The following is a 26,973-nucleotide window of genomic DNA, read 5'->3' on the forward strand; positions in this document are numbered from 1 at the left end:
TTTGGGGGCAGCTACCATATTGTCGAACGGATAACGGCGCTGTCTTCTCGATGGGAAACACGTTCAAATCAGGAAACAACGCCTGATTTAGCAGGCAAGGCCCCCTGCCCTCCGAAGGCAGGTGTCTATCCGAACGGCCACCACTTGCGCCGCCTGCCTCGCTCTACCCGCTGCACGTGATCGACCCACCGGTCGCGTTCACCTTTGATCTGGGCGATCTGATCATCAAAGCCTTTGCGGATATCTGCGATCTGCTGATCCTTGTCGGCCAGCCGTGCATCACGCTCTTGCTCAAGGTCGGATATGCGCTGATCTTTTGCCTTAACTTCGGTCTCCAACACCGCAATGCGCATCGCTTTTTCGTCGAACTGATGCGCCGCTTCACTGTCAGGTTTATCAGCATTATCACTGATAATATCACTTATATTATCAGTGCGGTCTGCCATCCATTTTGACAGATTGTCGGCACTGATCTGCCATCGGTTCCTGTTATCCCGAAGTGCCACGAGTGTCTTGTCATTTATGGCGTTCATGATGGTTCCGCGCGAGACAGAGGCTTTGTCGGCGGCCTGCTGCGGTGTCAGCGTTGTCAGTGTCATGTCAGTGCCAATGTCAGTGAGATTGTCGCAATGTTATCAGTCGCGTCCGAGGTGATTGTCAGTCACTGCCGGTGGCAGGCAGATCCGCTTCCATGCCCGGAAAAGACGGTTGCGATGTTGGTGGCAAGCCTGCGCCTGCGGGGATTTGAAGCTCGCCGATGCGGGGCAGGTGGTGCAAGGCATTCTTGTCCTTATCCAACTCGCCAGCGGCCTGTTCGTCCTCTGCAAGCAGAACTTCGGCTTGCAGTCGGGCATAGCGCAGGCGGTCACGTCCTTCGGCCCATGCTACCCGGCTGTTCAGCACGTAGGCGTTTACCGTGCCATTCGCGCCGATCTGCTGAACCTCGATCCAGTTGCCATCTGCCAAGGTGCTCATGGCCCGCTTTACCGTCGATGGCGATGATCCCATGAGACGTGCCAGAACCTTATGACTGGCGACGACCGCGTTCCCGTCTCCGACATTGGCGACCAGCAGGTGCAGCAGTGCGGATGCGGCTGGATGCTTCACCCCCAGTCGTGCCCACGCCTCATGAGCGCTTCGATCGGTTTGCACAAAATGTCCGCGGCGGCTCTTACTTGGCAAGATCGGCTTTTCTGATCCTGACCCTAGCTCACCCATGACCTACCCCTAGTTCATCCGTGGTCGATTTTCGTTCACCACAGTTCAAAAACTTATCGGCCCTGCTGAATTGTGTGTCAATCAGGGCCGCCATAAATTATCCACAGGTGCTCAATTTTTGATCAGACCTAGGTCATAGCTATGACCTACCCCTAGTTCACAGCTATGACCTACCCCCCCCCCGTAAGGTGTTGAAAACGTTATCTGTAAAAATTGCCCCTTCTTATGATCTACAGGGAAGAACCGGGACGGGCCGTGTCGGGCGAAGCAGCTCTTATATAGCAAGCGCCGACCGGCACGGACTGGCCCGGTTTGACCTGTCAGCTACATTCCAAATCGAACTACCGTCAGGGTAGGGCAATTCATACCAGTTTAGCGCAACGCTGGATGGGGTGGATCACGCAAGGCGGGGAAGGTGTTGCTGCACCCCTTGTGCAACTTGCCCACGTTGCACAAGTATCCTATAAGATACGCATGACGCAGATTCGCCAGACCGAACACTTCACCAAGTGGCTTCGCAAGATGAAGGATTTCAGCGCCCGTGCCGTGATCGTTCGCCGCATTGAGCGGCTTGCAAAGGGCAATCCGGGTGATGTGAAGCATGTAGGTGGCAAAGTCAGCGAACTGCGCGTTGATACGGGTCCGGGCTACCGGGTCTACTTCACCGAAGTGGATGGCGCTGTCGTCATCCTTCTGATCGGCGGCGATAAATCGAGCCAGAAGCGAGACATCGCTGCGGCTCAAGAGCTTGTAAAGGATATCTGATATGGCACTCGTTACGACCACCTTCGACGCCGCTGAGTATCTGGACACACCAGAAGCAATTGCGGCCTACATTGCCGATGCTGTCTCCGACGCTGATCCCGACGCCCTGCTTGAGGCCATCGGAACAGTTGCCCGCGCACGCGGCATGGCATCCATTGCGGCAGATACCGGCCTTGGTCGGGAAAGCCTCTATAAGTCCTTCCGTGATGGTGGCGACCCGAAGTTCAGCACAATGACGAAGGTACTGGGTTCGCTGGGCGTGAAGATCACGGTCCAAGCCGCTTAACTAATCCGCTCAATCAGCTGAACACCACGTCGAACAACGCCGCGCTAATAAGCTGCTGAGAGACAGGTGGTAGCCGTTTAACATCATTGTCTTGATGCGCGTCACGCCGTTCGATCCAGCCGTTCAGAAAGGCGTTGTCCATTGCTCTGATGATGGCGACATCCGCCGTGCGCGGTGGCACCTGCATCAAATGGCACCATGCTTCGACAGCACACTGGCATCCTGCGGACGTAGACGACAAAGTGCGTTTTGATGATAGCGATGTAGCAGGATATGTGACGTGTATTACAAATTCGTCTTGGCAGGAAACGAACGCCGTAACGCACGGCATAGCGCCCTGTGAAGCCGCACGATTTCATCGCAAAGTGGCGTGGTGTGGAGCAGAAGGAACGTTCCGCCTCGCAGTCGCATTTCAATGACATTTGCGTCCTGCTGGACATCCCTGATCCCATCTCTGCCGACCCCAAGGGCGAGTGGTTCGCGTTCGAGAAAGGGGCCAGCAAGACGGCGGGCGGCGAAGGCTGGGCCGATGTGTGGCGGCAGGGATGCTTCGCCTGGGAATACAAAGGGCCGAAGAAAGACCTTGATCGCGCCTTCACCCAGCTTCAGCAATACGCCGTCGCCTTGGAAAACCCGCCGCTGCTGATCGTGTCGGACATGTCGCGTTTTCGCATCCACACCAACTGGACCAACACCGTCCAGAAGGTCCACACGTTCGGCCTGGAGGATCTGGCTGATGGTGCGACCCGCGATTTGCTCCGGCAGGCTTTTCTGGAACCAGAGCTGCTGCGCCCGCAAAAGACTCGCCAGCTTCTGACCGAACAAGCGGCGGCAAAGTTCGCCGCCTTGGCGCAACGCCTGCGCGAACGCGGCCACGCCGCCGCAACGGTAGCGCATTTCGTGAACCGGCTGGTGTTTTGCATGTTCGCAGAGGACGTGGGCCTGCTACCGAACCATATGTTCCGTCGGATGCTGGAACACTGCCAGTCGCAGCCTAATGACTTTGCGGATCACGCCCGCATCCTGTTCGGTGCCATGCGGTCGGGCGGCATGGTCGGCTTTGAACGGGTGTCGTGGTTCAACGGCGGTCTGTTCGATGACGACACTGCCTTGGCGCTGGACCGCACGGACGTATCCGACCTGCTGGAAGCCGCGCGTCTGGACTGGTCCGACATTGACCCGTCGATCCTTGGCACCCTGTTCGAGCGCGGCCTCGACCCCGCCAAGCGGTCCCAGCTTGGGGCGCATTACACCGACCGCGACAAGATCATGCAGATCGTGACCCCCGTTGTGATCGATCCGCTGCTGGCCGAATGGGCCGAGGCCCGCACCCGGATCGAAGGGCTGATCGCCGCGGCCCCGCAGCAGACTGCACAGAAGCTGTTGCGGGGCAAAGACCTTGCCGCCCGCAGCAAGGCGCTGAAAGAGGCCGAGGGCCTTCACAGAGCGTTTCTGGAGCGTCTGGCGGTCTACCGCGTCCTGGACCCGGCCTGTGGGTCTGGAAACTTCCTCTACCTCGCCCTGCTGGCGATCAAGGACATCGAGCACCGCGTGAACCTAGAGGGCGAGGCATTGGGCCTGACGCGCGGTTTCCCCCGTATCGGCCCCGAATGCGTCTTGGGGATCGAGATCAATCCCTTTGCCGCCGAACTGGCGCGGGTGTCGGTCTGGATCGGTGAAATCCAGTGGATGCGCCGCAACGGGTTCGAGGCGGCGCAGAACCCCATCCTGCGGTCCCTGACAAACATTGAGTGCCGGGACGCGGTGTTGGCGGACGACGGCACCCGCGCTGCGTGGCCTGCGGCGGATGCGATCATCGGCAATCCGCCGTTTCTGGGCAACAAGCGCATGATCGGTGAAATGGGTGAGGATTATGTGACCCGCCTGCGTCGCGCGTGGCCCGATGTGCCGGGTGGGGTTGATCTGGTCGCCTATTGGGTCGCTGGGGCATGGCAGGGCATGAAAGCGGGCCAGTATGGCCGCGCAGGGCTTGTCACAACAAATTCGATCCGGGGCGGTGCCAACCGTGAGGTTTTGAAGCCGATTGTCGATGAAGGCCGTATTTTTAAGGCATGGGCTGACGAGCCGTGGACCGTTGATGGTGCAACGGTACGCGTGTCGATGACATGTTTCGACAGCAAGACAGGCGGCGGTATGCTGAACGGACAGGTAGTAGATCGGATTGCGTCAGACTTAACCGGCGGAGGGGTGGACCTAACAACGGCGCTGCGGCTGCTTGTGAACAAGGGAGTGGCGTTCCAAGGCCCGGTCAAAGTCGGCGCTTTTGATGTTGATGGCTCGATTGCAAGAACTTGGCTGACGCGACCGACTAATCCAAACGGAAAAACAAATGTTGAGGTGATGCAACCGCTTCTGAATGGGAGCGACATCGTTCGCCGACCATCCGACCGATGGATTATTAACTTTGGCGACAGGTTAGAGGCGGATGCCTCTTTATATGAGGCACCGTTCGAGCACATTGTTGGTGTGGTAAAGCCAGACCGAATGAAGAACCGCGATCCACAACGACGTGAAAAATGGTGGCGACTTGGCAGGTCGGGCGCTGATCTGTTTGATGCTACCGCGCAGATAGGCCGATCTATAATGACGCCACGAGTTGCGAAGCACCGCCTATTTGTATGGGGTCATCCCCGGACCTGTCCTGATGCGCGTGTCGCATTAATTGCCCGCGACGACGACACTACCTTTGGCATCCTACACTCGCGAATTCATGAGGTTTGGTCACTTGCGACAGGCGGGTGGCATGGTGTCGGAAACGATCCGCAATACACTCCTAGGGGTAGATTCCGGTAGGGGGCAGGATGACACCCTAAGGCCCTTGGGCACTGTTTTTCGCCGCCTGTATTTGCCTGTTGAGCGCGGTGTGAGCCCGCCCAGGGCGTCACACTGGACGGATGCCTGCAACAGCCTGCGAAGTTGGCAAGATATAGGGGGTGATTACTTCACATGACAGTACGGGGCAGGATTGTCTCACAAGGCGGCCACGGTGCGCTTTGTCCACCTGTATTCGCCTGTGAGGAGGATGTGGGCCCATCCGAGAGGCGAGATGTGCCCCAGAAGCTCGTCAGAGTCATCGAGTCCGACGCGTTTTCGTGCCGCCACTGCCTGCCCGAGGCGTTTGGTGTTCCAGTAGATGATTATGGCCGCCAGCAGGTTTAGCCCTGCCATACGGTAGTGTTGACCTTCGACGGTCCGATCGCGAATTTCGCCCTGCCGCCCGATGCGCAGGGCGTTTTTCAGGGCGTGATGGGCCTCGCCCTTGTTGAGACCAATCTGGGCACGGCGCTGCATGTCGGCATCAAGCAGCCAATCGACGATGAAGAGCGTGCGCTCGATGCGGCCGATTTCACGCAGGGCAAGTGCCAGCTCGTGCTGGCGTGGATAGGCTGCGAACTTTTTGAGCAACTGACTGGGCGGCATGATGCCCGCTGCCATCGTGGCCACGGCGCGTAGGATATCCGGCCAGTTCTGGATGATCAGGCCCTCTCTAATCTTACCGCCGATCAGACCGCGCAGCTCCTTTGGCGCGGCGGCCGGGTCGAAGAGATACAGCCGTTTCGAGGGGAGGTCCCGTATGCGCGGAATAAACCGGAAGGCCAGCAGCGAGGTGACGGCAAAGACGTGGTCGGTGAAGCCACCGGTGTCGGCATACTGCTCTTTGATCTTTCGGCCCGCTTCGGTCATCAGGAGCCCGTCCAGGATGTAGGGTGCTTCGCTCACGGTGGCGGGAATGTTCTGCGTTGCGAAGGGTCCAAACTGATCGGAGACATGCGTGTAAGCCTTTAGCCCTGGTTCAGATCCGTATTTGGCGTTGATCAAATTCATCGCTTCACCTTGCCTCGCGGCGGGGAAAAATTGTCCGTCGCTGGACGCGGTGACGCCGCCACCCCAGAACTTGGCCATGGGCAGGTTCGCTTGCGCATCGATCACCACTGCGAGCGCCCGGTTGATGGCATCGCTTTCGATGTGCCATCGCGACAGGCGCGAGAGCTGCATGTAATCGTGGGTGTTGGTGGCCTCGGCCATTTTGCTCAGCCCAAGGTTTAACCCCTCGGCCAGCAATACGGTCAGCAGCCCAATGCGATCCGTGCAGGGGGAGCCAGTGCGCACGTTCGTGAAGGCATCCGTGAAGCCGATGTCTTCATCGACCTCCTGCAGCAAATCGGTGACACGCACGGCGGGCAGACGGTCATAGAGATCAAGCACCAGAGCCTCTGCTGCCTCGGGCACGGCTGCGGGCAGCCGGTCAACTTTCAGAACGCCGTTTTCTATGGAACCGCCGGGAATGGCCCCAGACCGCGCTGCCTTGGCCAGCCGGTCAAGCCCATCAGTCAGCCTCGCTTTGCGATCCGCAAGCCAGCTTTCCGGATCGAATGGGACCGTCAATCTTGGCGTTGCCCGTGCGGCCTCAATCGGCACCAGAGCCTGTTTCAGGTCGGCATAGCGCCGTGAATGCGCCAGCCAGATATCACCCGATCGAAACGCTTCGCGGAGATGAGACAGGACGGCCACCTCCCAAAGCCGGTAATCATCGGCCGCCTGAGCGTTCAGGTGGCGGTGCCATTTGGAACCACGCCGTAGAAAGCTTGTGGATTGGGATTTGCTATTCCCATCATCAGCAATGATCTGTGCCGCCTGCTTCAAGGGCAGCGCCACAGCGGCTGCTTGGATATCAAGAGCACGCAGCATACGCGGTGCATATCGCCGGAACCGATGATACCCTTGCACAACATGGACTATAGGGTCAGCGGACATCGTGTTCGTCAGTTCGGCGGCGGTTGCCACAAGGCCTTCAAGTTGAAGCCAGCCACAGGACGCTTCGGTTGCCACATCAAGAGAGGCCTCATCCCCCTTGGCCTCCAGAAGGGCAGCGCCCAAGGTTTTGAAGGAGCGAAGTGTGTCGTGCAGGGCGGATTTTGCATCCGCGATGCGCGTGTCACACAACCTTTTCGCATCCTGCCAGGTCTTACCCACGATCCGGTCATGGGTCTCGACCACCGCATCGGCGATTCCCGCGTGCCATTCCACCGCGCAGACCGTCAAAATGGCAAGGCGCCGATCGCTGGTGATGTCCCTCAGACCGTCCGCAAAGTACCTTTCGCCCTGACGACGCAGGCGTGTAATCCGATGGGGCGGCACTCCTTCCAGAATAACAGGCGACACCCCCAAACCCTGCAAGAATTCCAGACGATCCAGAAGGCGGCTGGCACCCGCTGAGTTTTTCCCCACCTCGAACTGCCGGAGCCAGATGAACCGGCTGACAGTGCCATCAACCATGTCCGTCAACAGATTATCCAACTGGCCCTTCAACCCCTCATCGAGATGAGCCACGATCCGGCCATCTATCCGCCGCTCAGCGGCAACAAGCGCGTCAGCGCAAAGGCGTTCGATGACAGACACACCGGGCAGGACCGTTTGGGTGCGGCGGCATTCCTCGATAAACCTCCGGGCAAGGTCTTCATTTGATCGAGCGGTTTCTGCCTCGCGTTCGAGCCAGCCTTTCAGATCACGCGCGCCACGACCAGCGAACATCTTGTAACCGTATATCGCTCGCAGGGCGTGCAGATGTTGCTGCCGAGTTTGACGCCGCGCTGCATAGGGCAGGATTTCATCACCTGTCAGACCCAGTTGGGCACCGATAAAGCGGATGACCTGCTCTGGGATGACTTCACCGGAAGATAGAAATCGACCAGGATAGCGCAAGGCGCAGAGCTGCAAGGCGAAACCAATCCGGTTTTCCGGCCGACGTCGTTCGTTGATGTGGTCAAGGTCATCGTCGGCCAACGTGTAATGATGCAGGATCGTCACCTCGTCGGTTGGCAGGTCGAGCAGGCTTGTGCGCTGTCGTTCGGTCAAAATGGAGCGTCTTGGCATGGTGCATTGTCCTTGTTAGTCATTAGTTTGTTTAGGACAATTTTGACCTCAACAAAATCAACGCCTTACAAGACCTAAATCCAAGGGGGTTCAATTGGGACAGCGCGCCGCCATCTATGCCCGGGTTTCCACCTCGGATCAGTCCTGCGAACGGCAGGTGGCAGAGTTGACAGCCTTTGCCGAACGCGGTGGCTTTGACGTGATTGGCATCTTTAAAGAAACCGCCTCTGGGACGTCCTCAAACCGGAGCGCCCGTAATCGCATCATCGACCTTGCACAAGCTCGTAAGATTGATGCAGTTCTTGTCACCGAACTGTCCCGCTGGGGCCGCTCGACCCAGGACTTGCTGGACACCCTCAACAGATTGGTAGGCTGGAATGTCTCTGTTGTCGCTATGAGCGGCATGACCTTCGAACTCGCCACGCCCCACGGCCGGATGATGGCTACCATGCTGGCTGGCATTGCCCAGTTCGAGCGTGACTTGCTGAGCGAACGCGTCAAATCCGGCCTCGCCGCCGCCCGCGCGAGGGGTAAGAAATTAGGCCGTCAACCAGGGCAGCGCCCAAAATCCGATAAGCTTGCACCAAAGGTCATTCAAGCCGTGACAGATGGTCGATCATATCGTTGGATTGCACGGGATCTCGGCATCAACAAAAATACCGTCCTCGATATCATGAAACGACATCGCAAAAACCCTTAGGGTGTCATTCTGCCCTCTACCGGAATGGACCCCACATCCTTCAAGAGTCTTGAAGCGATCTCTTCCGAACCGGTCGGACAAGGCCGCGCCGGTAACGTCACGGAATTCTAGGCCATGCACCGGGCAGCGAAATTTCCACGGCAGCGCGGCAGATTTGTGGTGGACCTCTTCGGGACAGAGCAGACACGTATACCGGTTCATCCGCGCGACCATCATGCGGGCTGCAGACCTCAAATCCCGAAACGTCATAGCCTGCACGGCCTCACGCGAAAGGCCGGTACGGGCCGCGATCAGGCCCTCCTCCCCGTCCGAAATCCGCCATTCCAAGTCGAACACGTCATGCCCCTGCAGGCCAAGCGCGGAGACGAATTCCGAAACCGTCATGGCATAGAAGGGCGCCAAACGCGCAATCCAAGAGGACAGCCGTTCATCGTTCTCGGGCGGGAACACAACCGGTAGGCACCCCTGCCCTGTCACACCGGTTCTCCCAGGGCAGCTTGCAACCTGCCGCCACTCAGGACGTCGCGGGACAGGATACGTTCCTCGCCACTGTCGATGGCGGCAATCGCCAACTGCGACATAATCGAAAAGATGCCCGAGGTGATGCCACCGGTCACCTTGATGATCCGCGCAAGCGCGTGTCCGTCGATCTGACTTTGGTGCCGAAGCGGGAGCGTGCGGGTGAGCGTACTCATCAGCCCATTTAAATCCTCACCGTCCCGCCAGGGCGGCAGGGCAAAGGCCTCGAAGCGACGCACCAGCTGATCATCGGTGCGAAGCGCGTTGCGGGCTTGTGCGGTGCCGACACAAACCAGCGGAATGCGCAGCTCATTACCCAAGAAACGCAGCATGTTCAGAAACCGCGCCTGTTCGCGGATCGTGCCCGCCTGCAGGCTGTGGATCTCATCTATCACCAGCATCCCCGGGCGCAATTCGGCCAGCAGCCTCAAGGCCAAGCTTTCCAGCACAGACAGTGTCGCCCGCGGCGGCTCGGGGGCTCCAATCGCTGCCAGGATCCGGCGGTAGAAGCGCGACTCGTCGGGCCCAGACACCATCTGCACCGCGATGACCGGCATATGCAGCCGGCCGCTCGCCTCGTCGAAGCTCGACGCGTGATCGCGGGTGAACTTCTCGATGATCATCGTCTTGCCCATACCGCTGTCGCCGACAATCAGCAGGTTCGGCATGCGGGCACGTTCGGGAAAGGACATGAGCGTTTCCAGCTTCTCCAAGGCGGCCTCGGCCCTTGGATAGGAGATCCACCGATCGGCACGAATGCGGTGAATGCGGTCCGCGGCGCTGAGAGCGGCGATCTTGCTGGCTCCCGGATAGAGATGCGGAAACTCAGTCATCGTCGTACCACTCCTCGACCTTAAAGCCAGGGTGACTGAGGAACGGGCTTCCCTCCCCTTCCGGCTCGGGCAGGGTATTCCGCTCGACGGTATCCGGTGTCACGTCGATCATCAGCCGGGGTTCAAGGTGCGCCCGTCGGGCCTGATGACGTCGTGTGGCCTTGGTCTGCCGCATCGCCGTGTCGACGAGGTCGCGCTGCTCCTGGACGGTCGAAAAGATCAAATCCTCGTCTACCGACCGTCGCCCAGCCTCGCGCAAGGCGCGACGGGCGGCACGATGTTCCCAGAGCGTGATTGCAGGCCGTGTCAGATCCGCAGGCCTGACCTCGATGATCCCGTTCTCTGTCAGTACAAAGATGCGTGAGAGGTCGCGTGGATCGTATTTAAGCGTGAACTTGCGGCTCCCGCGGCCCATCAGCCACCGCAACTCGTCCGCCCAATACCGTATATGGAAGAGATGCAGACCGTCGCGCTGCAAAACCCGCTGCTCGGACGGCAGGAAATCGACCAGGAACTGGCGCGGGTCAGTTGGCATACGGAGCCGGGCCTCGTTCGCCTGCGCCGCCCAGGCCGCCGCAGGCGTGGTTTCCAGCGCAGAGTGGACCCGCGCGTGGTACGAGCCAGTGATTTCGAGCGCCAGCCAAGTTTCCAGCTCATTGAGGGTCATCACCGCCTCAGCCTCGGCATCCAGATCGCCGCGCTCGAAGATATTCGAGAAATGCGAGCCCGGTAGCAGGTGGACCGCGCCCATCATCGTGCCGATCAGGCGCTCGATATGCCCGCCATAGCGTGGCGTTCCCAGTGGTCGATGCCGCAGGTCGATCTGATATTCGGAACAAGCCCGCTCGAAGGCGAGCGCGTGGAACTCCGCGCCATTGTCCACGTAAATCGCGTTCGGGATGCCCCGCGCGGGCCAATCCGTACCAATCCCGCGCGCCGCGAGCCAATGCGATTTGTCCATAACCACATGGGTCAGACACAGCGCAACGGTCAGCAGCGACGGCGGCTCCAGCGACAGGTGAAACCCCAGAACCATACGGGTGTTCACGTCGATTGCCACGGTCAGCGTCGGGCGGCCGAGCGGGCGACGCGTCACCGGGTCGACCACTGTTACGTCAGCTTTGGTGTGGTCGATCTGGACGATATCCAGCGGATTGTTGGCGATCAGCACCCCAGGCGTGGCCAAATAACGCCGCTCTGCCTTGTCCTTGCCTTCCCGCCTGGCCACCAGCTTTGCCTGATCATGTTTCTTCAGCCAGCGTCCCAGACGACGGATCGAGGGCGGTGCCAGCCCTTGCGCCCGACAATCGGCGGTGACCTCCCGCCAGAACCGCGTCCTGGTGGGTTTGCGGCGGGTGGCAAAAAAGTCCTTGAAATGGCGGGACACGATCTCTTCCACCGCCGGGTTCAGCGGCTGCATGCCAGGTTTGGGACCCCGGGTGTCCGGCAGAAGTGCAGAGGTTCGCCCGTCTTCGCGGAACAGCTTCACCAGACGAAAGAGCGTGGATCGGCTGATATCCAGCTGGCGCATGGCCCAGTCGACATCACCCTGGGTGAGCTGGGTCGGCAGCTCCGCGAGCACCCGTGCGCGGTACTCGGCCTCTTCCCAATCCTTGTCAGGCAGAAAGTTATCGGACATAACTTACTCATTGAGCGGATGCCGGATAGTCTCACCAATGGTGACTCATATTTACGTCCAGTCTCACATACCCTGAATCGGTTTCAGAAATGCGACACAGGCAAGCTGGTGAAAACAAATCGATCGCAGTCTCAAAAATCCCGGCAAACCGACAATCGCGCTCAGGACGGCCAAACGGACCGTCCCGCAACGAAGACGACGAGAGCGATCGCCCGGAGGCTGAGGCCTTGAGCCTGCCGTCCTTTGTGGCCGGGTCCGGCACCCTCGACCGCTTGGTCGACACCGCCCGCGACTATGCGCGCGCCGCGGCCTCCGACAACACGCTGAAGGCCTATGCGCAGGACTGGGCGCAATTCACCCGCTGGTGCCGGCTGAAAGGCTGGTACGACCAGTGCGGCACTGAGCCCCAGCTGCCCTCCCCCGAGATGATCGGGCTTTACCTCGCGGACCTCGCGTCGGGTTCGGGCGGCTCCCCTGCGCTGGCGGTCAGCACGATCGACCGCCGCCTCTCGGGGCTGGCCTGGAACTACGCGCAACGCGGCTTTGCCCTCGACCGCAAGACCCGCCACATCGCCACGGTGCTCGCTGGGATCAAACGCCGTCACGCGCGACCACCCGTGCAGAAGGAAGCGATCCTGGCCGAGGATATTCTGGCGATGGTGGCCACCCTGCCCTTCGACCTGCGCGGCCTGCGGGATCGGGCGATCCTGCTGCTGGGATACGCCGGCGGCCTGCGCCGCTCCGAGATCGTCAGCCTCGATGTCCACAAGGACGACACGCCCGACAGCGGCGGCTGGTTCGACGTTTTTGACAAAGGCACCTTGCTCATTCTGAACGCCAAGACCGGCTGGCGCGAGGTCGAGATTGGGCGTGGCTCGTCTGACCAGACCTGCCCAGTGCACGCGCTGGAGCAATGGCTGCATTTTGCGAAGATCGACTTCGGGCCAGTGTTCGTGCGTACATCCCGGGATGGCACGCGCGCGCTGGAGAAGCGGCTCAATGACAAGCACGTCGCGCGGCTGATCAAGCGAACGGTCCTCGATGCCGGGATAAGGTCCGAGCTGCCGGAGCAGGATCGGCTGGCGCTGTTTTCCGGCCACTCCTTGCGCGCCGGTCTGGCCAGCTCCGCTGAAGTCGATGAGCGGTATGTCCAAAAGCAGCTCGGGCATACCTCAGCAGAAATGACACGACGCTACCAGCGCCGTCGCGACCGGTTCCGGGTGAACCTGACCAAGGCTGCGGGGCTTTGAAACATGGTGGAAACAGCTTTCCAATGAAGCGCTAAGGCAAAACGCCGGGGCTAAAATTCGAGTTTACAGCTTCACTTGAAATTGCGATCTCAACGCGACAACCGGTTCGCCTGTCCCGATGGGCGATCGGCGGCCGAGGTGTGGCGCCAGCCCTACAACTGCCACCCCACCATCATACTCTATCGGATCAGCAATCGCCCATGACCGGAAAGAGAGTGACCAACTCATTCGGTTGACTTGGATCTCCACTGACGGATTCATGACTTTCGATAATCACCTCACATCGAAAGTGAGACGAAGCTCGAGGAATAGCCCGAGATCGCACCTCGCTGTCGCCCGGATCGCCTCCTGGCAGACGTTCCGATCGCCCTGAGTGTCCCGGGTCAGCACCGCTCCGTCCTCGACGGTGATTTAGACAATAACGGCGGCTGGAACCATCGCAGCGGCGACAGCCTGCGCTTTGAACTCATCCGACCAACGACGACGCTCGCCCATCGGCGCACCGCCTCAACTAACTGAAAGCTACCATGCGTAGGACTGGTCATAGACATAGAACCCCGGCGCTTGCATCAACACCGCAAATCCACCCCGGAACAGGCAGCCCTTTGACCCACGGGGCTGCCTTGTCGCTACTGATTTTGTAGTTGAGCCGCTATATAAAAATATCGCGGACGACTGCAAGCCTCGTCATACGATTCAAGGCCGGTCAAGCTGGATGTAGCCCGAATCCGGTGCGATGGCCTGCAGGCTGCGCACCATCCGGCCAGTGTCGTCGATCCAGTAGCGGTTCGTGAACGACAGCCGGTCGGACTGGCAGCTTTCCGCAAAGACCTCGGTGCCGATCTGGCGTCCCAGGATGCCGACCGTCTCGCGGCCTTGGGACGCGATGGTGCAGGCAAAACGCTGATTGGCAATCTGGTCGGTATCCGACAGGGTTTCGTGGGTGCGGGTGGCGGTGCCACCGCCAGCGATCAGGGCCTGCATCACGCCGTTCACATCCGCCGCCATCAGGTCGCGCGGAAAGCCACGGGTCGCCACCATGATGCCGTTCTGCGTCGTGACCGACAGCCCGTCCGCCGACAGCCATGTGACGCGGTTGTCGTTGCTGCCGCCCGCCGCCAGCGCTGCGACCAGCGTGCCGTTGTAGGCATTCAGCACCATGAAGCCGCCGGGATTGGCATCGACCTGCGCGCGGGTCAGCACCGGTGCCGTTGGGGCAGGGGCGGCCTGTGCGCCGCCGAACCGCGCCTGCACTGCCTTCAGCGCGCCGGTCGAGATGTTGTTCTCGTTCAGCGGTCCGCAGGCGACGGCCATCAGCGTCAGCGCGGCGCAAAGGGCCGTCTTGGTCATCGTGTTCATCGCCAGAACCGTCCCCATGTGTCGCGCAGATCGTTCAGCTGGCCGCTGCGCACCGTTTCGTAAAGCCGGCCGTCGACCTGCACCCGCGCGCCGCCGTCACGGGCCAGCGACTGCAACACCGTGCTCGTCTTCTTCTGCGTCGGCGTGCCGATGAAGTAGTCGTAGGGGATAGTGATGCGGATGCCCTTGTCAAAGGACCCTTCGCCGAACTGGTCGAACGGCATGTCGGTCAGCGAAAAGTAGGCCCCGACCTTCCAGCCGTTCTCGTATTCGCGGTCGAGCGCGAAGGTGGCACCATAGTCGCCCGCGAGGTAGCGGCCTACGTCGACCTGCGCCTGAAAGCCGCGTCCTACGTCGTAATAGGCCGACAGATGCCCCGAAACGGTGTCGAAATCGCCGGTCTCCACCCGCCGCTTGCGGCCGTTGGTGGGGTTGGTGATGGTCGTGTATTCGGCAAAGCCCAAGCCCACGTCCTGATCGCGCATCACGACGTAGTCCAGTTCCGCCCCGAGCGCGAACCGGCTGGCCGCGGGGGCCCAGAGCATCTCGGTCGAGATACCGCCATACATCTTTTCCAGATAGCCAACGGTGACGCGGCCATAGATGTCGGGGGTGACGCGGGTGTAGTAGGCTGCCGTCAGCTTGGCCAGGATCGGATCGCCCGAGCGTCCGAAATAAGCCTGATCGCTGCGCACGTTGGCATAGTCGTTGGGGTTGTCGAAGAACCCCAGCGGTTTGCGCCGGCCCAGGAACGACTGCTGCACGCGACCCGAGACGATGAAGTTGCGGCCGATCTGGTATTCGGCCAGCGCCTCGAGCCCCACGTCGGCGTTCAGCGGACCGGACCCGTCGAACACGGTGACCGCCAGATAGGGGGCCAGACCCCAGCGAAAGCGCGGATCGGGGTCGGGCAGGGTTTCCAGACCCGCCGCCGGGCCGGGCTGACCGAAACCGGCCGAGGCCAGCAGGGCGTCGCTGCCGCCGATCACGTTCTCCTGCGCCTCGATCTGGGCGCGGGGCAGGCTGACCTGGCTCATCGGCACACCGGCCTTCACCGGCTCCATGATGAAGGTCTGCACCGAGGGCGGGATGATCTGGGTCATCATCCGCGCAGCGCGGCCCATCGCCTGCGCCTCGGACCGGAAGCGGGTATTCTCGTAGCGCAGGCGCGCAGTGCGGTCGGTGATCTCCAGACCGACCAGTTCGATCCCCTCGACCGCCAGCAGATCGGCTAGACCCTGGCGGACGGCCGGTTCCGGTTGCCTGGCGCGGTCCCATGTCGCCGCGGCCCGCTGGTCCTGCGTGCGCACCCGCACCGGGGCCGGGGCAGGATCGAGCCCGCTGGCGGTCGGGCGCGTCGTGGGGTTCAGGATGAAGGTGCCGCGCACCCCGATCTCGGTGCCATACATGTAGGAAGCGCCCAGCTCGATCCCCGGGCTGTAGCGGTAGGACAGGCCGACGTTCACCGGCGAGGCGTAGTCCACGGCCGGATTGTAGACATCGTCCGGGTAGTTGATCGAGGAATATTCCGCCTTGACCGACAGGTCCGGCGTGACCTGATATTCCGCCCCGAAGAACAGCGCCGCATCGCCCCGGAACCACTGGTTGGCCGAGAACTGCCCGCCAAGGCCCACGTCGGGGTCGTCGCTGAATTCGCGGTCCTGATAGACCGGGCGATCCTTGGCCGCGTCGCTGAACAGCCCCAGCGGGTTAACAAAGCCGTTCTGCTGGCCCATCCGGCCCCAGCCCAGACCCGCGCTGACCACCAGATCGGGGCCGACGGATTTGGATGCGACGATGTATTCAGAACTGAAGCGCCCGGTCCCCAGGAAATCGCGCAGGCCCACGGCGATGGCGGGGATGTAGCCGTTCTCGTTCGTCAGGCGGTATTGCACGTCAAAGCTGCGGTCGAAGGTCTCGAAGGTGCCGGGGTCCGGGTTCGCCGCGGTCGGCAGGCCATACTGGTCGAACACACCATAGCGAAAGCTGCCCGATAGCCGGTCGGTCAACTGATAGGTGAAGGTCGTCCGGTATCCTGCCGTCGTCCCATAGGATAGCGTCACGGCGATATCGTCGGGATTGGCGCTTTCGGCGGTGGGCATCTCGAGCATGCCGGGCGTTCCGAACACCGTATAGGACGGACCGTCGTCTTGGGCGACAGCCGCCGTTGCCAGCACCACCAGAATCGCCGTTTGGCAAACACGTTCGCGCATCTTCATCCCCACATCCGCCTACGTCTGCTTAACAACTCACTCCACGGATTGGAAACGGCTATTTCATGGATGCGGTGCCACATTGCCTATGACTGTTCTTCATACAGGCCAACTATGCTGGTTCGCGGAGGCTTATAGGAGGATGTCGCCAGCGTTGATCACGCCGACATGTTGAAGCACGATAGTCAGGTCATCCCCTCCGTCGCCGTCGCGATCGGCGGTGATCCACAAATCGTCATCGGAGATATGGAATCGGAGTTGCCCGGCTCTTTCGAAGGTACCGCTCTCTATGAAAAAAAATGCTTGATTACCGGGCCGGATAGCATCAGCATCAATGCTGCGCAGGTCGATGATGTCACGATCAGGTTGATAATCCATGATTGTATCGGCCGATCCAGGGCGGCTGTCGCGGATACTGTTAAAATCGAACCGGTCGCGTCCAAGCCCCCCGGTCAGAAAATCGCTTCCGCGACCACCGGTAATCTTGTCCGCTCCTCCCCCACCTACAAGGCGGTCATCCCCCGCACCTCCTGACAGCCTATCAGCGCCACCACCACCACGCAGGGTATCGTCTCCCTCCCGGCCACGAATCCAGTCAGAACCGGCAAACCCAAGCAAGTGATTGTCGGTCCCGTTGCCGTTCAACCTATCATCCCCGCAGCCGCCACGAGCATTCTCGATCGTGACACCAGCCGCAATGGTGACGCCGCCCTGCACGCCATGGGCATAAGACACAAAACCTCCGCCGCCGGGTACGTCGATGAGTTGGGCAGCGCGTAAATCCAGCGTGACGTCGCGCCAACCGTCATAACGCAAGGTATCGTTGCCGCCAGTGTCCCAAATCGCGCTCCAGCCAGTTCCGGACTTATTGCCCCAAGGCAGCCAGTAAATGTCGCGCCCGCCTGCATGATCCGCGTTAGCCCCGTACAATTGCTGCAATACCGCGATGTCGAGCGCCATGGGAGTGGTTTCGAAACCCATGGCTGGGCCGGTGGGGGAACTACTGGCCGGCCCGGTTCGGCACCCCCCGTTATAGGACATTGCCGTAAATACCCCCTGATTAAGATCATTGCGACCATAATCGCCGACATCCTGCATCACACCACTCATGATCGTAGACGTTCCGCCGTCATCATGAGGGTGAGCCAATCCCAAGCCATGTAGCAATTCATGGATAATAGTGGCGTAACCCGCACCGCCTTGCTCCAGATCGCCGCCAGGGATGCGATCCCAAAGATTACCATTAAACACGCCAATTCCGGCATTGAAGGTACCGGGAGGATTAAAATAGGCTAGGTATCCACCTGTCATCTCGTTGGTATCGAGCACCAGTTGCATGTCCGCACCAAGGTCATTGGTCAATATGAAATGCAAGTCCGCTACTGCTTCCAATGCGTCGAGTACCGCCATAATCTGGCCCCGTTCGTAGGCATTGAAGCCTTCAGACGTTACTCCGTCAAGCCGGATGCCGGCAGGAGCGAGAAACACACTAACCTGATTTTGTGGCACCTGCGTGCCCCAAGTTAAAGAACTCAGTGGGACTGGAGGCCGCAAGCTGGCGTACTGAAACATCATAGATTCCGGAACTAGCATCATTGAAGGCCGCTGCCTCGATTAAAATTTTCCCCATTGAAGGGACTTGCAGGATGGTTCGAGCAGTGTGTCCGCCGCCGCGGTCGTCATCATACGCGCGAAAACGCGCTATATTATCAAAAAACGCGCAAGTAGTGGTCGGCCAAATTTCGCCTCAATTTCAATAAATACGGGGCTTGCCCATTTAATTAGTTGTCGAAAATGCTTCATATTAGGCAGCAAGTCCGAGGGGTTTATAAGCGAGACCGTGCGGTCCTGACATCGCTCAGTTGCGTGCATATACGTCCTCGTAGCGAATAATGTCATCCTCTCCCAGATAACTTCCGGTCTGTACTTCGATTAAAATCATCGGCACCTTGCCGGGGTTTTCCATTCGATGGATCGCTCCCAAAGGGATGTAAACCGACTGGTTTTCCGAGATCAGCTTCACGTCGGCGTCGACGGTCACCTTGGCTGTGCCCTGCACGACGATCCAGTGTTCCGCCCGATGGTGGTGCGATTGCAGCGACAGCGCGGCGCCGGGATGCACCACGATGCGCTTCACCTGGAACCGCTCGCCCACCACAAGGCTTTCGAACCAGCCCCAGGGCCGGTGATCCTTGGGAAAGCTTTCCGCCTGCGGCGCCCTGCTGGACTTCAGTGCTGCGACCGCCTGCTTGACCTCTTGCGTGCGGCCCTTGTGGGAGATCAGCACGGCGTCGGGCATGGCGATGGCGACGATGTCATCCAGCCCGATGCCCACAATCGCCTGCCCCGGCACTTCGGACCGCAGCAGCGTGTTGGTGCAGTCGATCGCCGTGGCAGGGCCGGACAGCGACACGCCGTCCTTTTGCGTCTCGCGCCAGACGGCCGCCCAGTCGCCCAGGTCGGACCAGCGGCCCAGATAGGGGACGACCGACAGGTTGTCCGCCTTTTCCATCACGGCATAGTCGATGGAAATCGCCTGGGCCTGTTCCCACTGGGTCGCGGCCAGCCGAGTAAAGCCAAGGTCGGATTTCGCGTGATTCAGCGCACCCTGCACCGCGGCGACCATGTCGGGCGCAAAGTCATCATATGCGGATTTAATCGCCTTGACCGAAAAGAGGAAGATTCCTGCGTTCCAAAGATATCGCCCTTCGGCCAGCATCTGTGCCGCCGTCGCGGCATTCGGCTTTTCGACGAAGGCTTTCAAGGGCTGCGGGCCGACCTCGCCCGTCGGGATCGCCGCCATCTCGAGGTAGCCATAGCCGGTCTCGGGCCGGTCGGGGCTGATACCGAAGGTGACAAGCTGCCCGTCCTGTGCGGCCGGCATGGCGGCGGCGACGCAGGCGTTGAACGCCTCTGCATCGGGGATCACGTGATCCGACGGAGCCACCAGCATCAGCGCGTCCGGGTCCAGCGCCTGCAAATACAGTGCCGCCGCCAGCACGGCCGGCCCGGTATCGCGGCCCGCCGGTTCGATCAGCACCGCGCCGGGGGTGATCCCCGCCTGGTCAAGCTGTTCGGTCACGATAAAACGGAAGGCGTCGGCGGTCACGACGATCGGCGCGGAATACCCCCCGCCCGCCAGCCGCGCGGCAGATGCCTGGAACAGGCTCGTCTCGCCCATCAGGGCCGAGAACTGCTTGGGATAGGACTTGCGCGACAGCGGCCAAAGCCGCGTGCCGGAGCCACCGCACAGAAGGACGGGAGTGATCATGTCGTGTCTGCCTTTATGCCTCTGGGCGCTATCCTGTCAAAGAACCTTGGCGCCTTCATGCCGAAATCATGGCCCCTGATACGGGTTTCACGCGGCCAGTTAAACTTCCCTGCGGGGACCTACCGCGCGCGCACCGCCGTTCCCGCTTCCAACTGGTCCAGATACCACGCATAGGTCTGCGCCACCCCGTCCGCCAATGCGATATCGGCGGTCCAGCCCATCCGGGCCAGGCGGCTGACATCCATCAGCTTGCGCGGCGCGCCGTCGGGTTTGGTCGCATCGGTGACGATGCGGCCCCGGAACCCGGTCACCTGCGCCACAAGCTCCGCCAGTTCCAGGATCGTCACGTCGCGGCCCGTGCCCACGTTGATGTGCGACAGCATCGGTTCGGTTTCCGCGTCATAGGTTGCACGGTCGAGGTCCAGCACGAAAAGACTGGCGGCGGCCATGTCGTCCACATGCAGGAATTCCCGCATGGGTTTCCCCGATCCCCAGATCACCACCTCTTCTGCCTCCGCCCGTGCCGCGTTGTGGAACCGCTGGATCATCGCGGGCATCACATGAGAGTTTTCCGGGTGGAAGTTGTCACCGGGGCCATACAAATTTGTCGGCATGACGGACCGGTAATCACGGCCATACTGGCGGTTGTAACTTTCGCACAGCTTGATGCCGGCGATCTTGGCCACGGCATAGGGTTCGTTCGTGGGTTCCAGCGTGCCGGTCAGCAGGGCGTCCTCGGCCATCGGCTGCGGCGCTTCGCGCGGGTAGATGCAGCTTGACCCCAGTTGCAGCAGGCGCTGCACGCCATGCGCATGGGCCTGATGGATCACGTTGCATTCCATCATCAGATTTTCGTAGATGAACTGCGCCGGATAGGTGTTGTTGGCGACGATCCCGCCGACCTTCGCTGCGGCCAGGATCACCACGTCGGGGCGTTCGACCGCCATGAAGTCGCGCACGGCCACCTGATCGGTCAGGTCGAGGTCCGCACTGGTGCGGGTGATCAGGTCCAGATCCGCGCCCGCGTCCCGGCGCGCCTGCAACTGCCGCAGGATCGCCCCGCCCACCATGCCGCGATGGCCTCCAATGTAGACCTTCACGCCCTTACCCCTCCAGACTGACGGGCATCTCCAACCCGTGCGCCTTCAGCAGGGCGTGGCGCTGTGCGGCGCGCAGGTCGTTGGCGACCATCTCGGCGCACATCTGCTGTGCTGTGATCTCGGGCACCCAGCCGAGGTTGGCCTTGGCCTTGGCGGGGTTGCCCAGCAGGGTTTCGACCTCGGCGGGGCGGAAGTAGCGCGGGTCGATGCGCATAACGACATTACCCACGGCAACATGGGGGGCGAGGTTGCCGTTTACGCCCGTCACCGTCGCGATTTCGTCCACTCCGGTGCCGGTGAAATCCAGCGTGACGCCTAGCTCGGCCGCCGACCAGGTGATGAACTCGCGCACGGAATACTGCAGGCCGGTGGCGATGACGTAGTCCTCTGGCGCGTCCTGTTGCAGCATCATCCACTGCATGCGGACATAGTCGCGTGCATGGCCCCAGTCGCGCAGGCTGTCGATGTTGCCCATGTAAAGGCACTTTTCCAGCCCCATCGCGATGTTGGCCAGACCGCGCGTGATCTTGCGGGTGACGAAGGTCTCGCCCCGGCGCGGGCTCTCATGGTTGAACAGGATGCCGTTGCAGGCATAGATGCCGTACGCCTCGCGGTAGTTCACGGCGATCCAGTAGGCATACATCTTGGCCACCGCATAGGGGCTGCGCGGGTGGAAGGGCGTGGTTTCCGTCTGCGGCGTCTCCTGCACCAGGCCGTAAAGCTCTGACGTGCTGGCCTGGTAGAAGCGCGTCTTCTTCTCGAGCCCCAGAAAGCGGATCGCCTCGAGCAGGCGCAGGGTGCCTATCGCATCGACGTCGGCGGTGTATTCGGGTGCCTCGAAGCTGACCGAGACATGGGACTGGGCACCGAGGTTGTAGACCTCGTCCGGCTGCACCTCCGACATGATGCGCGTCAGGTTGGAGCTGTCGGTCAGGTCGCCGTAATGCAGCTGGAACCGCCGGTTGTCGGTATGCGGGTCCTCGTAGATGTGATCGACGCGGGCGGTGTTGAACAGCGACGCCCGCCGCTTAATCCCATGCACCTCATAGCCCTTGTCCAGCAGCAGTTCCGCCAGATAGGACCCGTCCTGCCCGGTGACCCCGGTGATGAGCGCGCGTTTCGTCATATGATGTTCCAAGCCCCGTACCATCTGTCGTATCTCTTTGTCGCAAAGCGGACATTGTAACAACCTTGCCCATATGCAGTCCAAGATTTGGACCCTTGCGCGACATTTGCACGGCAGGGCGAAACTGAATTAACTATATGCGGTCACTCTGCTTACGTGCCGGCCGCAGTCACCACATCAAGGTGAGGAGACCCATGTGGCAGCCACCAAGAGCTAGCTTCTTTCACGCCGGCTCCCCCAAGCCTGGCCGAGATTGATCCAGATGACACCGATGACTTCGGCCAAGGTCAAAGTCAGGACTAAGACGGCACCTGCTCCACGAATCTAGGCGCAGGCCACGACGGACAGCGTCACGCGACATCGAATAACGACTATGCTTCAAGCGCTGCCCCACAGGCAGACGACATGCCGCGCGAGAGCATCAGATGCGACCTGTTCTGAGGAACGTTAGGTCGATCCGCACCGCGCAAGGGCCTGCATCTCATCCCGCGTCGAGGATTAGCGCGTTACCCGGCGCTTGAGCCAGCCCAGAAAAGCCGCATCCGCGCTGCGGAGTGGCGGACGGCCAGAGGCGGCCCAGAAGCCACGCCACTCGGCTTCCAAGGCATGCACGTCGAAGCCAGGAGCTATTCGGCGAGCCTCGTCCAGCGTTTCTGGCTTAAAGTGACGGATGCCTGCCTGATCGACCGAAAGCCCTCTACGGGTCACGGAAATGGTGTCGCCGGATTCCTCAGCAAGGTCATAATCCGGCAGGCCGTTGGTCTGGATCATCCGGCGCAGAGCAGCGCGGAACACCCGAAGCGGCGCGTCCGACCCCGCCTTTTCGTGCAGGGTCGCGACACTCGCCCGCCACAGCCGCTGCTGACCGCAGTGCTTGCGCGCGATCTCGTAAATGCGGCGTTCCAGTGGCTTGCGCAGGCCAAAGTAGTCGCGGCTCAGCGTCAGCACCGACTTCGCCTGCACTGCCCGGAACAGCCACTCGGACAGGGTAACGGTCACGCTGACCATGCGCCCGCCCCGCGACTTGCGCACGATCTCCCAGGCCTCGATCAAACCAAAACCGCTGGTCGTCTCTTCCGCGCCGGTCGTGATGTTGGTGGTGATCCGCGTTCCCGCCAGCCGCTCGAACGCCTCGCACAGGCGCGCATAGCTGTCGCCGCCCGTGTCGCGCTGCGTGGCGATCAGCAGGTCATGCGCCGTCAGCGTCAGCTTGCGCACGATCGTCCGGCCTGCGTTCAGCGCCGCCATCAGCTGGCTGATGCAGTAGATCAGGATGTCCTTGTCGTGGATCGTCGCCCGCCCCCGCACCGATGGCGTCACGGTAATCGTGGTATCGCCCCGCGCATAATGGCGGATGGTCCGGTCCGGCCGGGTCGAGAGCGAGAACATCGGATGCTCCATGCCGCCCATGTCGGTTTTGGGAGCCGCATCGAAGATGTCGCAGATGAAGAAGTCCGCAGGCCCCTGCCCGTGCGCCAGTGCTGTCATGCCCTATGCCTGTCCGTCTGCGCCCCGGTTGTTGTGGGGCATGGCTTGCTGCTCGCTCCGGTCGTTGCCGGAATCAACCGAAGTGTCTTCGTGGTTTCAGTGACACCCTAGAGTTATCCACAGCCGTCTGTAAACCGCTCAGCAACGGAGGTTCGGAATCGCAGCCTCGGGGTTTCAGAGTCACCGTATCGGGGGATCGGAATCGCAACGGTGTTTCAGAGTCGCCCAATGCGTCCGTTTCACAAGGACTTGTCTATGATGTACGGTCGCGTAACTTCAATCTAACAGAATTTAACACCGCATTTTTTTTGCAGTCCCCTGTCGATGTCGTGGCCTGGGACCGAAACCCCCATATTTGCTAAGAAAAGGAAGGGCAGGTGCAACCTTTTCTTCCAAGTGCGACCTTTTATGGTATCTTGCCGAAAAGGTCGCACATAAGGGCAACAGGCAGATGAGCAGCGCAACCCCCCTCCCCCCCTATTTTCGCATCAACCCCGATGCCGCGATGGCTGACCTCGACGATCCGGTCACGACTGCAGGCTTCGCGCGGATTGCAACATCGGCCCGCGAAGGGCGCGACGACCTGGCCGGTCGCGGTCTGGCCGAGGACGGCAAGCGGCATCTGCGCCTGTTCTCCACTTGGGAGATCACGCGCTATCTGATCCCCGTGGCCCAGGCCCATTTCCGTCGCGTGCTCAAACAGCATACTGACTGGCCTCAGGGCCGCAGCGAAACCGAAGCCGGCGCCAAGTGGTTCACCCTGGACGAGGTGCTGACGCTGCGGGCGCATTTCGGCAAGGAGGGATCCAAGGCGAAGGAATACCAGCCCTACCGGCCCAAGGACCTGCCCGCCAAGATGGTCGCCGTCGCGAACTTCAAGGGCGGCGTCGGCAAGACCTCCACCGCGGCCCACCTGGCCATGTCGGCGGCGCTCGACGGCTACCGGGTGCTGGTGATCGACCTCGACAGCCAGGCCTCGATGACCTCGGTCTTCGGTGGGGCGGTAGCGGACGAATGGCAGACGGTGTTCCCGCTGCTGGCACGTCACTATGCGAAACATCTGCAAAGCGACAACCAGCGCCGGATGGACCGGGGCGACAATCCGATTCCGCTGGACGACACCCTGACCGAAGCCTTGGGCGTCACAACGCAATCCCTCGTGCAAAAGACGCATTGGCCCAACATCGACCTGATCGGCGCGCAACTGAACCTTTATTGGGCGGAGTTTCAGGTGCCCGTCTGGCGGATGCAGGGGCGCGGCTGGAAGCTGTGGGATGCCCTGACCGACACGCTGGAGGCGGACGGCATCCTCGACGCCTATGATGTCGTCTTCATCGACACGCCTCCGGCGCTTGGCTACCTCACCATCAACGGGTTGGCCGCCGCCGACATCCTGCTGGTGCCGGTTGGCGCGTCCTTTCTGGAATTTGATTCCACGGGACGGTTCTTCGACATGCTCCACACCACCTTCCAGTCCATCGAGGACGGAGAGAACCTGGCCGCTCGCGCTCTGGGCCGGCCCGAGATGGCGTTCCAGTGGGACGCAGTCCGCGCCGTCGTCACGCGCTATGACGGCAACCAGCAGGCAGAGCTGGCGGGGCTGATGCAGGCCTATCTGGGCAAGACGCTGTCGCCCCACCGACAGGACTTCACCGCTCTGATCGGTCAGGCCGGTGAACAGGTGCAGGGCATCTACGAGGCCGACTACCGCGATTTCAACCGCGAGACCTATGCACGAGGTCGCGAGACGTTCGACGCCACCTATGCCGCCTTCAAGACCCTGTTGCTGGGGGCCTGGCGCAAGGACGAGATTGCGCTGCGGGACGCGGAAAAGTCCGCGGCGGGAACGGCGGCAGAGTGATGGCTATATTACATAATATGTATCGCATGCGAAACATTTGCTTTTTGTTATGTATTTTGTCCCCTACCTGCGGCACCGCGTTGCCCCCGACCGCACGCAGGGGTCAGGCGCTGTGAGCCGCACCGCCCCACCCTGCCCTTTTCGCGAAAGGATATGCGCATGGCCAAGCGTAAGCGCCTGACACCCACCCTTGGGACTGGCCTTGCCCGTCCCGCCCCTGCGCCAGAGGCGAAGTCCGCAACGGCCCTGATTCGGGGGTTGGGCTCTGTCCGGCCCCCGATCGCTGATGTTGCCCACGATGCCGCCAGTACCAATGCGCTGGCCGAGGTGGCGCAGACCCTGACTGATGCGCGGACCGAAGGGCGGTTGATCCAGCGCCTGCCGATGCACCTGATCGACGCCGACCATCTGGTCCGCGACCGTATCAGCGCTGATGCAGAAGAGATGGCGGTGCTGCGCGACAGCATCCGCCAGCGCGGCCAGCAGACCGCGATCGAGGTCGTGGCGCTGGAGGACGGCCGCTTTGGGCTGGTGTCCGGCTGGCGCCGACTGGGGGCCCTGCGCGATCTGCTGTTGGAGACGAAAGAACCCGCGTTCGAGACTGTTCTGGCCATCGTCCGCACCCCGGCCGACGCCGCCGAGTCCTATGTCGCGATGGTCGAGGAGAACGAGATCCGTGTCGGGCTGTCGTTCTACGAACGGGCCCGCATCGTGGCGCGTGCGGTGGACCGGGGTGTGTTTCGCAGCGACCGGGTCGCGCTGACCCAGCTCTTCGCCGCCGTGTCGCGGTCTAAACGATCCAAGATCAACCAGTTCGTGACTATCGTGCGGCAACTCGATCCCGGTCTGAAGTTCCCCACCGACCTGACCGAACGGACGGGCCTCGCCCTTGTGCAGGCCTTGGACGCGGATGAGACCCTTGCCCAAAGACTGCTTGTGGCCCTGACGGCGGAACCCGACCGGACCGCTGCGCGCGAGGCGCAGATCATCGCCCGCACCCTGACCCAGCCGGGCCATGCAGCCCCCGCGATCACCGGAGAGCGACCGCGCAAGCCTTCGGTGCCAGAGACCCTATGTGACGGTCTGGTGCTGCGGGTGGAAAAGGACGGGGCCTTTCGCCTGACCGGGCCGGCGTTGGACAACCACTCTTTCGTCAGCCGCCTGCTAACGGCGCTGCGCGACCTCAACGACTTCAGAACAGACCCTGAATTAGGCATTTCTGACCCTTTGGATGACCCGTCTTAGTTACCGACAGCATGGGCGCTGTAGTTTGGGAGGTGAGTTACCTGCCCTTCGACGGCGTCGTTGCCGACTCTGGCCCCAACGCTCTGCCCCATCCCCGGCCAATGGTTCCAGTCCGAAAGTGGCCTGCACCAGAACTGGATGCGCCCCTACGATTCGACCGGGCGATACTTGCAGGCCGACCTGCTAGAGCTGGTTCTGCGGGAGA

The 26,973-nt window shown here is 61.2% G+C and carries 21 protein-coding genes; 7 read left to right on the forward strand and 14 right to left on the reverse strand.

All coding sequences use genetic code 11. The features are described from left to right. Window positions 1-125: 125 nt before the first annotated feature. Window positions 126-599, reverse strand: a complete 474-nt coding sequence (locus ACOI1H_RS06915) for a helix-turn-helix domain-containing protein (protein ID WP_422436147.1) — start codon at window positions 597-599, stop codon at window positions 126-128. Between the two features lie 58 nt (window positions 600-657). After that, a complete protein-coding gene (locus tag ACOI1H_RS06920; RefSeq protein ID WP_422436148.1) occupies window positions 658-1,107 on the reverse strand; it encodes a helix-turn-helix domain-containing protein in 450 nt (149 codons plus the stop codon). A 585-nt stretch (window positions 1,108-1,692) separates the two neighbouring features. Here ACOI1H_RS06920 and ACOI1H_RS06925 point away from each other — a divergent pair. Next, window positions 1,693-1,983: a type II toxin-antitoxin system RelE/ParE family toxin gene (locus ACOI1H_RS06925; protein ID WP_422436149.1), complete on the forward strand. Its 291-nt coding sequence runs from the start codon at window positions 1,693-1,695 to the stop codon at window positions 1,981-1,983. A gap of 1 nt (window position 1,984) precedes the next feature. Beyond that, entirely contained in the window at window positions 1,985-2,269 is a 285-nt protein-coding gene (locus ACOI1H_RS06930) for an addiction module antidote protein (protein WP_422436150.1), read from the forward strand. 13 nt (window positions 2,270-2,282) lie between these two features. Here ACOI1H_RS06930 and ACOI1H_RS06935 read toward each other — a convergent pair whose 3' ends face one another. Further along, on the reverse strand, window positions 2,283-2,456 hold the full coding sequence (locus ACOI1H_RS06935; RefSeq protein ID WP_422436152.1) for a hypothetical protein: 174 nt from the start codon (window positions 2,454-2,456) through the stop codon (window positions 2,283-2,285). 152 nt (window positions 2,457-2,608) lie between these two features. On the opposite strand from ACOI1H_RS06935, the gene ACOI1H_RS06940 reads away from it, so the two are divergent. Continuing rightward, window positions 2,609-5,083 (forward strand): class I SAM-dependent DNA methyltransferase, encoded by a 2,475-nt coding sequence (locus ACOI1H_RS06940; protein ID WP_422436154.1) that lies wholly within the window; start codon window positions 2,609-2,611, stop codon window positions 5,081-5,083. 177 nt (window positions 5,084-5,260) lie between these two features. On the opposite strand, the gene ACOI1H_RS06945 is transcribed toward ACOI1H_RS06940, so the two are convergent. After that, complete coding sequence (locus ACOI1H_RS06945; protein WP_422436127.1) at window positions 5,261-8,164, reverse strand: Tn3 family transposase; 2,904 nt, start codon at window positions 8,162-8,164, stop codon at window positions 5,261-5,263. 94 nt (window positions 8,165-8,258) lie between these two features. Between ACOI1H_RS06945 and ACOI1H_RS06950 the strand changes: the two genes are divergently transcribed. Then, window positions 8,259-8,864: a recombinase family protein gene (locus ACOI1H_RS06950; protein ID WP_093925370.1), complete on the forward strand. Its 606-nt coding sequence runs from the start codon at window positions 8,259-8,261 to the stop codon at window positions 8,862-8,864. Here the strand turns inward: ACOI1H_RS06950 and ACOI1H_RS06955 are convergent. Genes ACOI1H_RS06955 through ACOI1H_RS06965 form a run of 3 tightly spaced genes read right to left on the reverse strand, consistent with a single transcriptional unit; the run spans window position 8,781 to window position 11,855 of the window. Further along, the gene (locus tag ACOI1H_RS06955) at window positions 8,781-9,341 is read right to left on the reverse strand and encodes a TniQ family protein (RefSeq protein WP_422436156.1); all 561 of its coding nucleotides are present in this window, start codon (window positions 9,339-9,341) and stop codon (window positions 8,781-8,783) included. The two genes, ACOI1H_RS06950 and ACOI1H_RS06955, sit on opposite strands and share 84 nt — an antisense overlap. Beyond that, entirely contained in the window at window positions 9,338-10,216 is an 879-nt protein-coding gene (locus ACOI1H_RS06960) for a TniB family NTP-binding protein (RefSeq protein ID WP_422436157.1), read from the reverse strand. Before ACOI1H_RS06960 ends, ACOI1H_RS06955 begins: the two co-directional genes overlap by 4 nt. Continuing rightward, entirely contained in the window at window positions 10,209-11,855 is a 1,647-nt protein-coding gene (locus ACOI1H_RS06965) for a Mu transposase C-terminal domain-containing protein (RefSeq protein WP_422436159.1), read from the reverse strand. The genes ACOI1H_RS06960 and ACOI1H_RS06965 overlap by 8 nt, the downstream gene beginning before the upstream one ends. Window positions 11,856-12,082: 227 nt before the next feature. On the opposite strand from ACOI1H_RS06965, the gene ACOI1H_RS06970 reads away from it, so the two are divergent. After that, entirely contained in the window at window positions 12,083-13,105 is a 1,023-nt protein-coding gene (locus ACOI1H_RS06970; RefSeq protein ID WP_422436161.1) for a tyrosine-type recombinase/integrase, read from the forward strand. A 696-nt stretch (window positions 13,106-13,801) separates the two neighbouring features. Here the strand turns inward: ACOI1H_RS06970 and ACOI1H_RS06975 are convergent. The 7 genes from ACOI1H_RS06975 to ACOI1H_RS07005 all read right to left on the reverse strand — a co-directional run bounded on the left by ACOI1H_RS06975 (window position 13,802) and on the right by ACOI1H_RS07005 (window position 23,662). Continuing rightward, window positions 13,802-14,464, reverse strand: coding sequence for a YjbF family lipoprotein (locus ACOI1H_RS06975; RefSeq protein ID WP_422436162.1), 663 nt, complete (start codon window positions 14,462-14,464; stop codon window positions 13,802-13,804). Continuing rightward, window positions 14,461-16,677, reverse strand: coding sequence for a YjbH domain-containing protein (locus tag ACOI1H_RS06980; protein WP_422436165.1), 2,217 nt, complete (start codon window positions 16,675-16,677; stop codon window positions 14,461-14,463). Before ACOI1H_RS06980 ends, ACOI1H_RS06975 begins: the two co-directional genes overlap by 4 nt. Window positions 16,678-16,809: 132 nt before the next feature. After that, window positions 16,810-18,252: a M10 family metallopeptidase gene (locus ACOI1H_RS06985; RefSeq protein ID WP_422436167.1), complete on the reverse strand. Its 1,443-nt coding sequence runs from the start codon at window positions 18,250-18,252 to the stop codon at window positions 16,810-16,812. A 283-nt stretch (window positions 18,253-18,535) separates the two neighbouring features. Continuing rightward, window positions 18,536-19,948 (reverse strand): mannose-1-phosphate guanylyltransferase/mannose-6-phosphate isomerase, encoded by a 1,413-nt coding sequence (locus ACOI1H_RS06990; RefSeq protein WP_422436168.1) that lies wholly within the window; start codon window positions 19,946-19,948, stop codon window positions 18,536-18,538. Window positions 19,949-20,067: 119 nt separating this feature from the next. Beyond that, complete coding sequence (fcl, locus tag ACOI1H_RS06995; RefSeq protein ID WP_422436169.1) at window positions 20,068-21,048, reverse strand: GDP-L-fucose synthase; 981 nt, start codon at window positions 21,046-21,048, stop codon at window positions 20,068-20,070. Window positions 21,049-21,052: 4 nt separating this feature from the next. Next, a complete protein-coding gene (gene gmd / locus ACOI1H_RS07000) occupies window positions 21,053-22,174 on the reverse strand; it encodes a GDP-mannose 4,6-dehydratase (RefSeq protein WP_422436171.1) in 1,122 nt (373 codons plus the stop codon). A 498-nt stretch (window positions 22,175-22,672) separates the two neighbouring features. After that, window positions 22,673-23,662, reverse strand: coding sequence for a replication initiator protein A (locus ACOI1H_RS07005; protein ID WP_422436173.1), 990 nt, complete (start codon window positions 23,660-23,662; stop codon window positions 22,673-22,675). A 451-nt stretch (window positions 23,663-24,113) separates the two neighbouring features. Between ACOI1H_RS07005 and ACOI1H_RS07010 the strand changes: the two genes are divergently transcribed. Both ACOI1H_RS07010 and ACOI1H_RS07015 read left to right on the forward strand, forming a co-directional pair. After that, on the forward strand, window positions 24,114-25,523 hold the full coding sequence (locus tag ACOI1H_RS07010; protein WP_422436175.1) for an AAA family ATPase: 1,410 nt from the start codon (window positions 24,114-24,116) through the stop codon (window positions 25,521-25,523). 159 nt (window positions 25,524-25,682) lie between these two features. Beyond that, on the forward strand, window positions 25,683-26,768 hold the full coding sequence (locus ACOI1H_RS07015) for a ParB/RepB/Spo0J family partition protein (RefSeq protein WP_422436177.1): 1,086 nt from the start codon (window positions 25,683-25,685) through the stop codon (window positions 26,766-26,768). The last annotated feature ends 205 nt before the right edge of the window (window positions 26,769-26,973 follow it).

This window comes from Loktanella sp. DJP18 (assembly GCF_049310965.1).
GTDB lineage: Bacteria > Pseudomonadota > Alphaproteobacteria > Rhodobacterales > Rhodobacteraceae > Loktanella.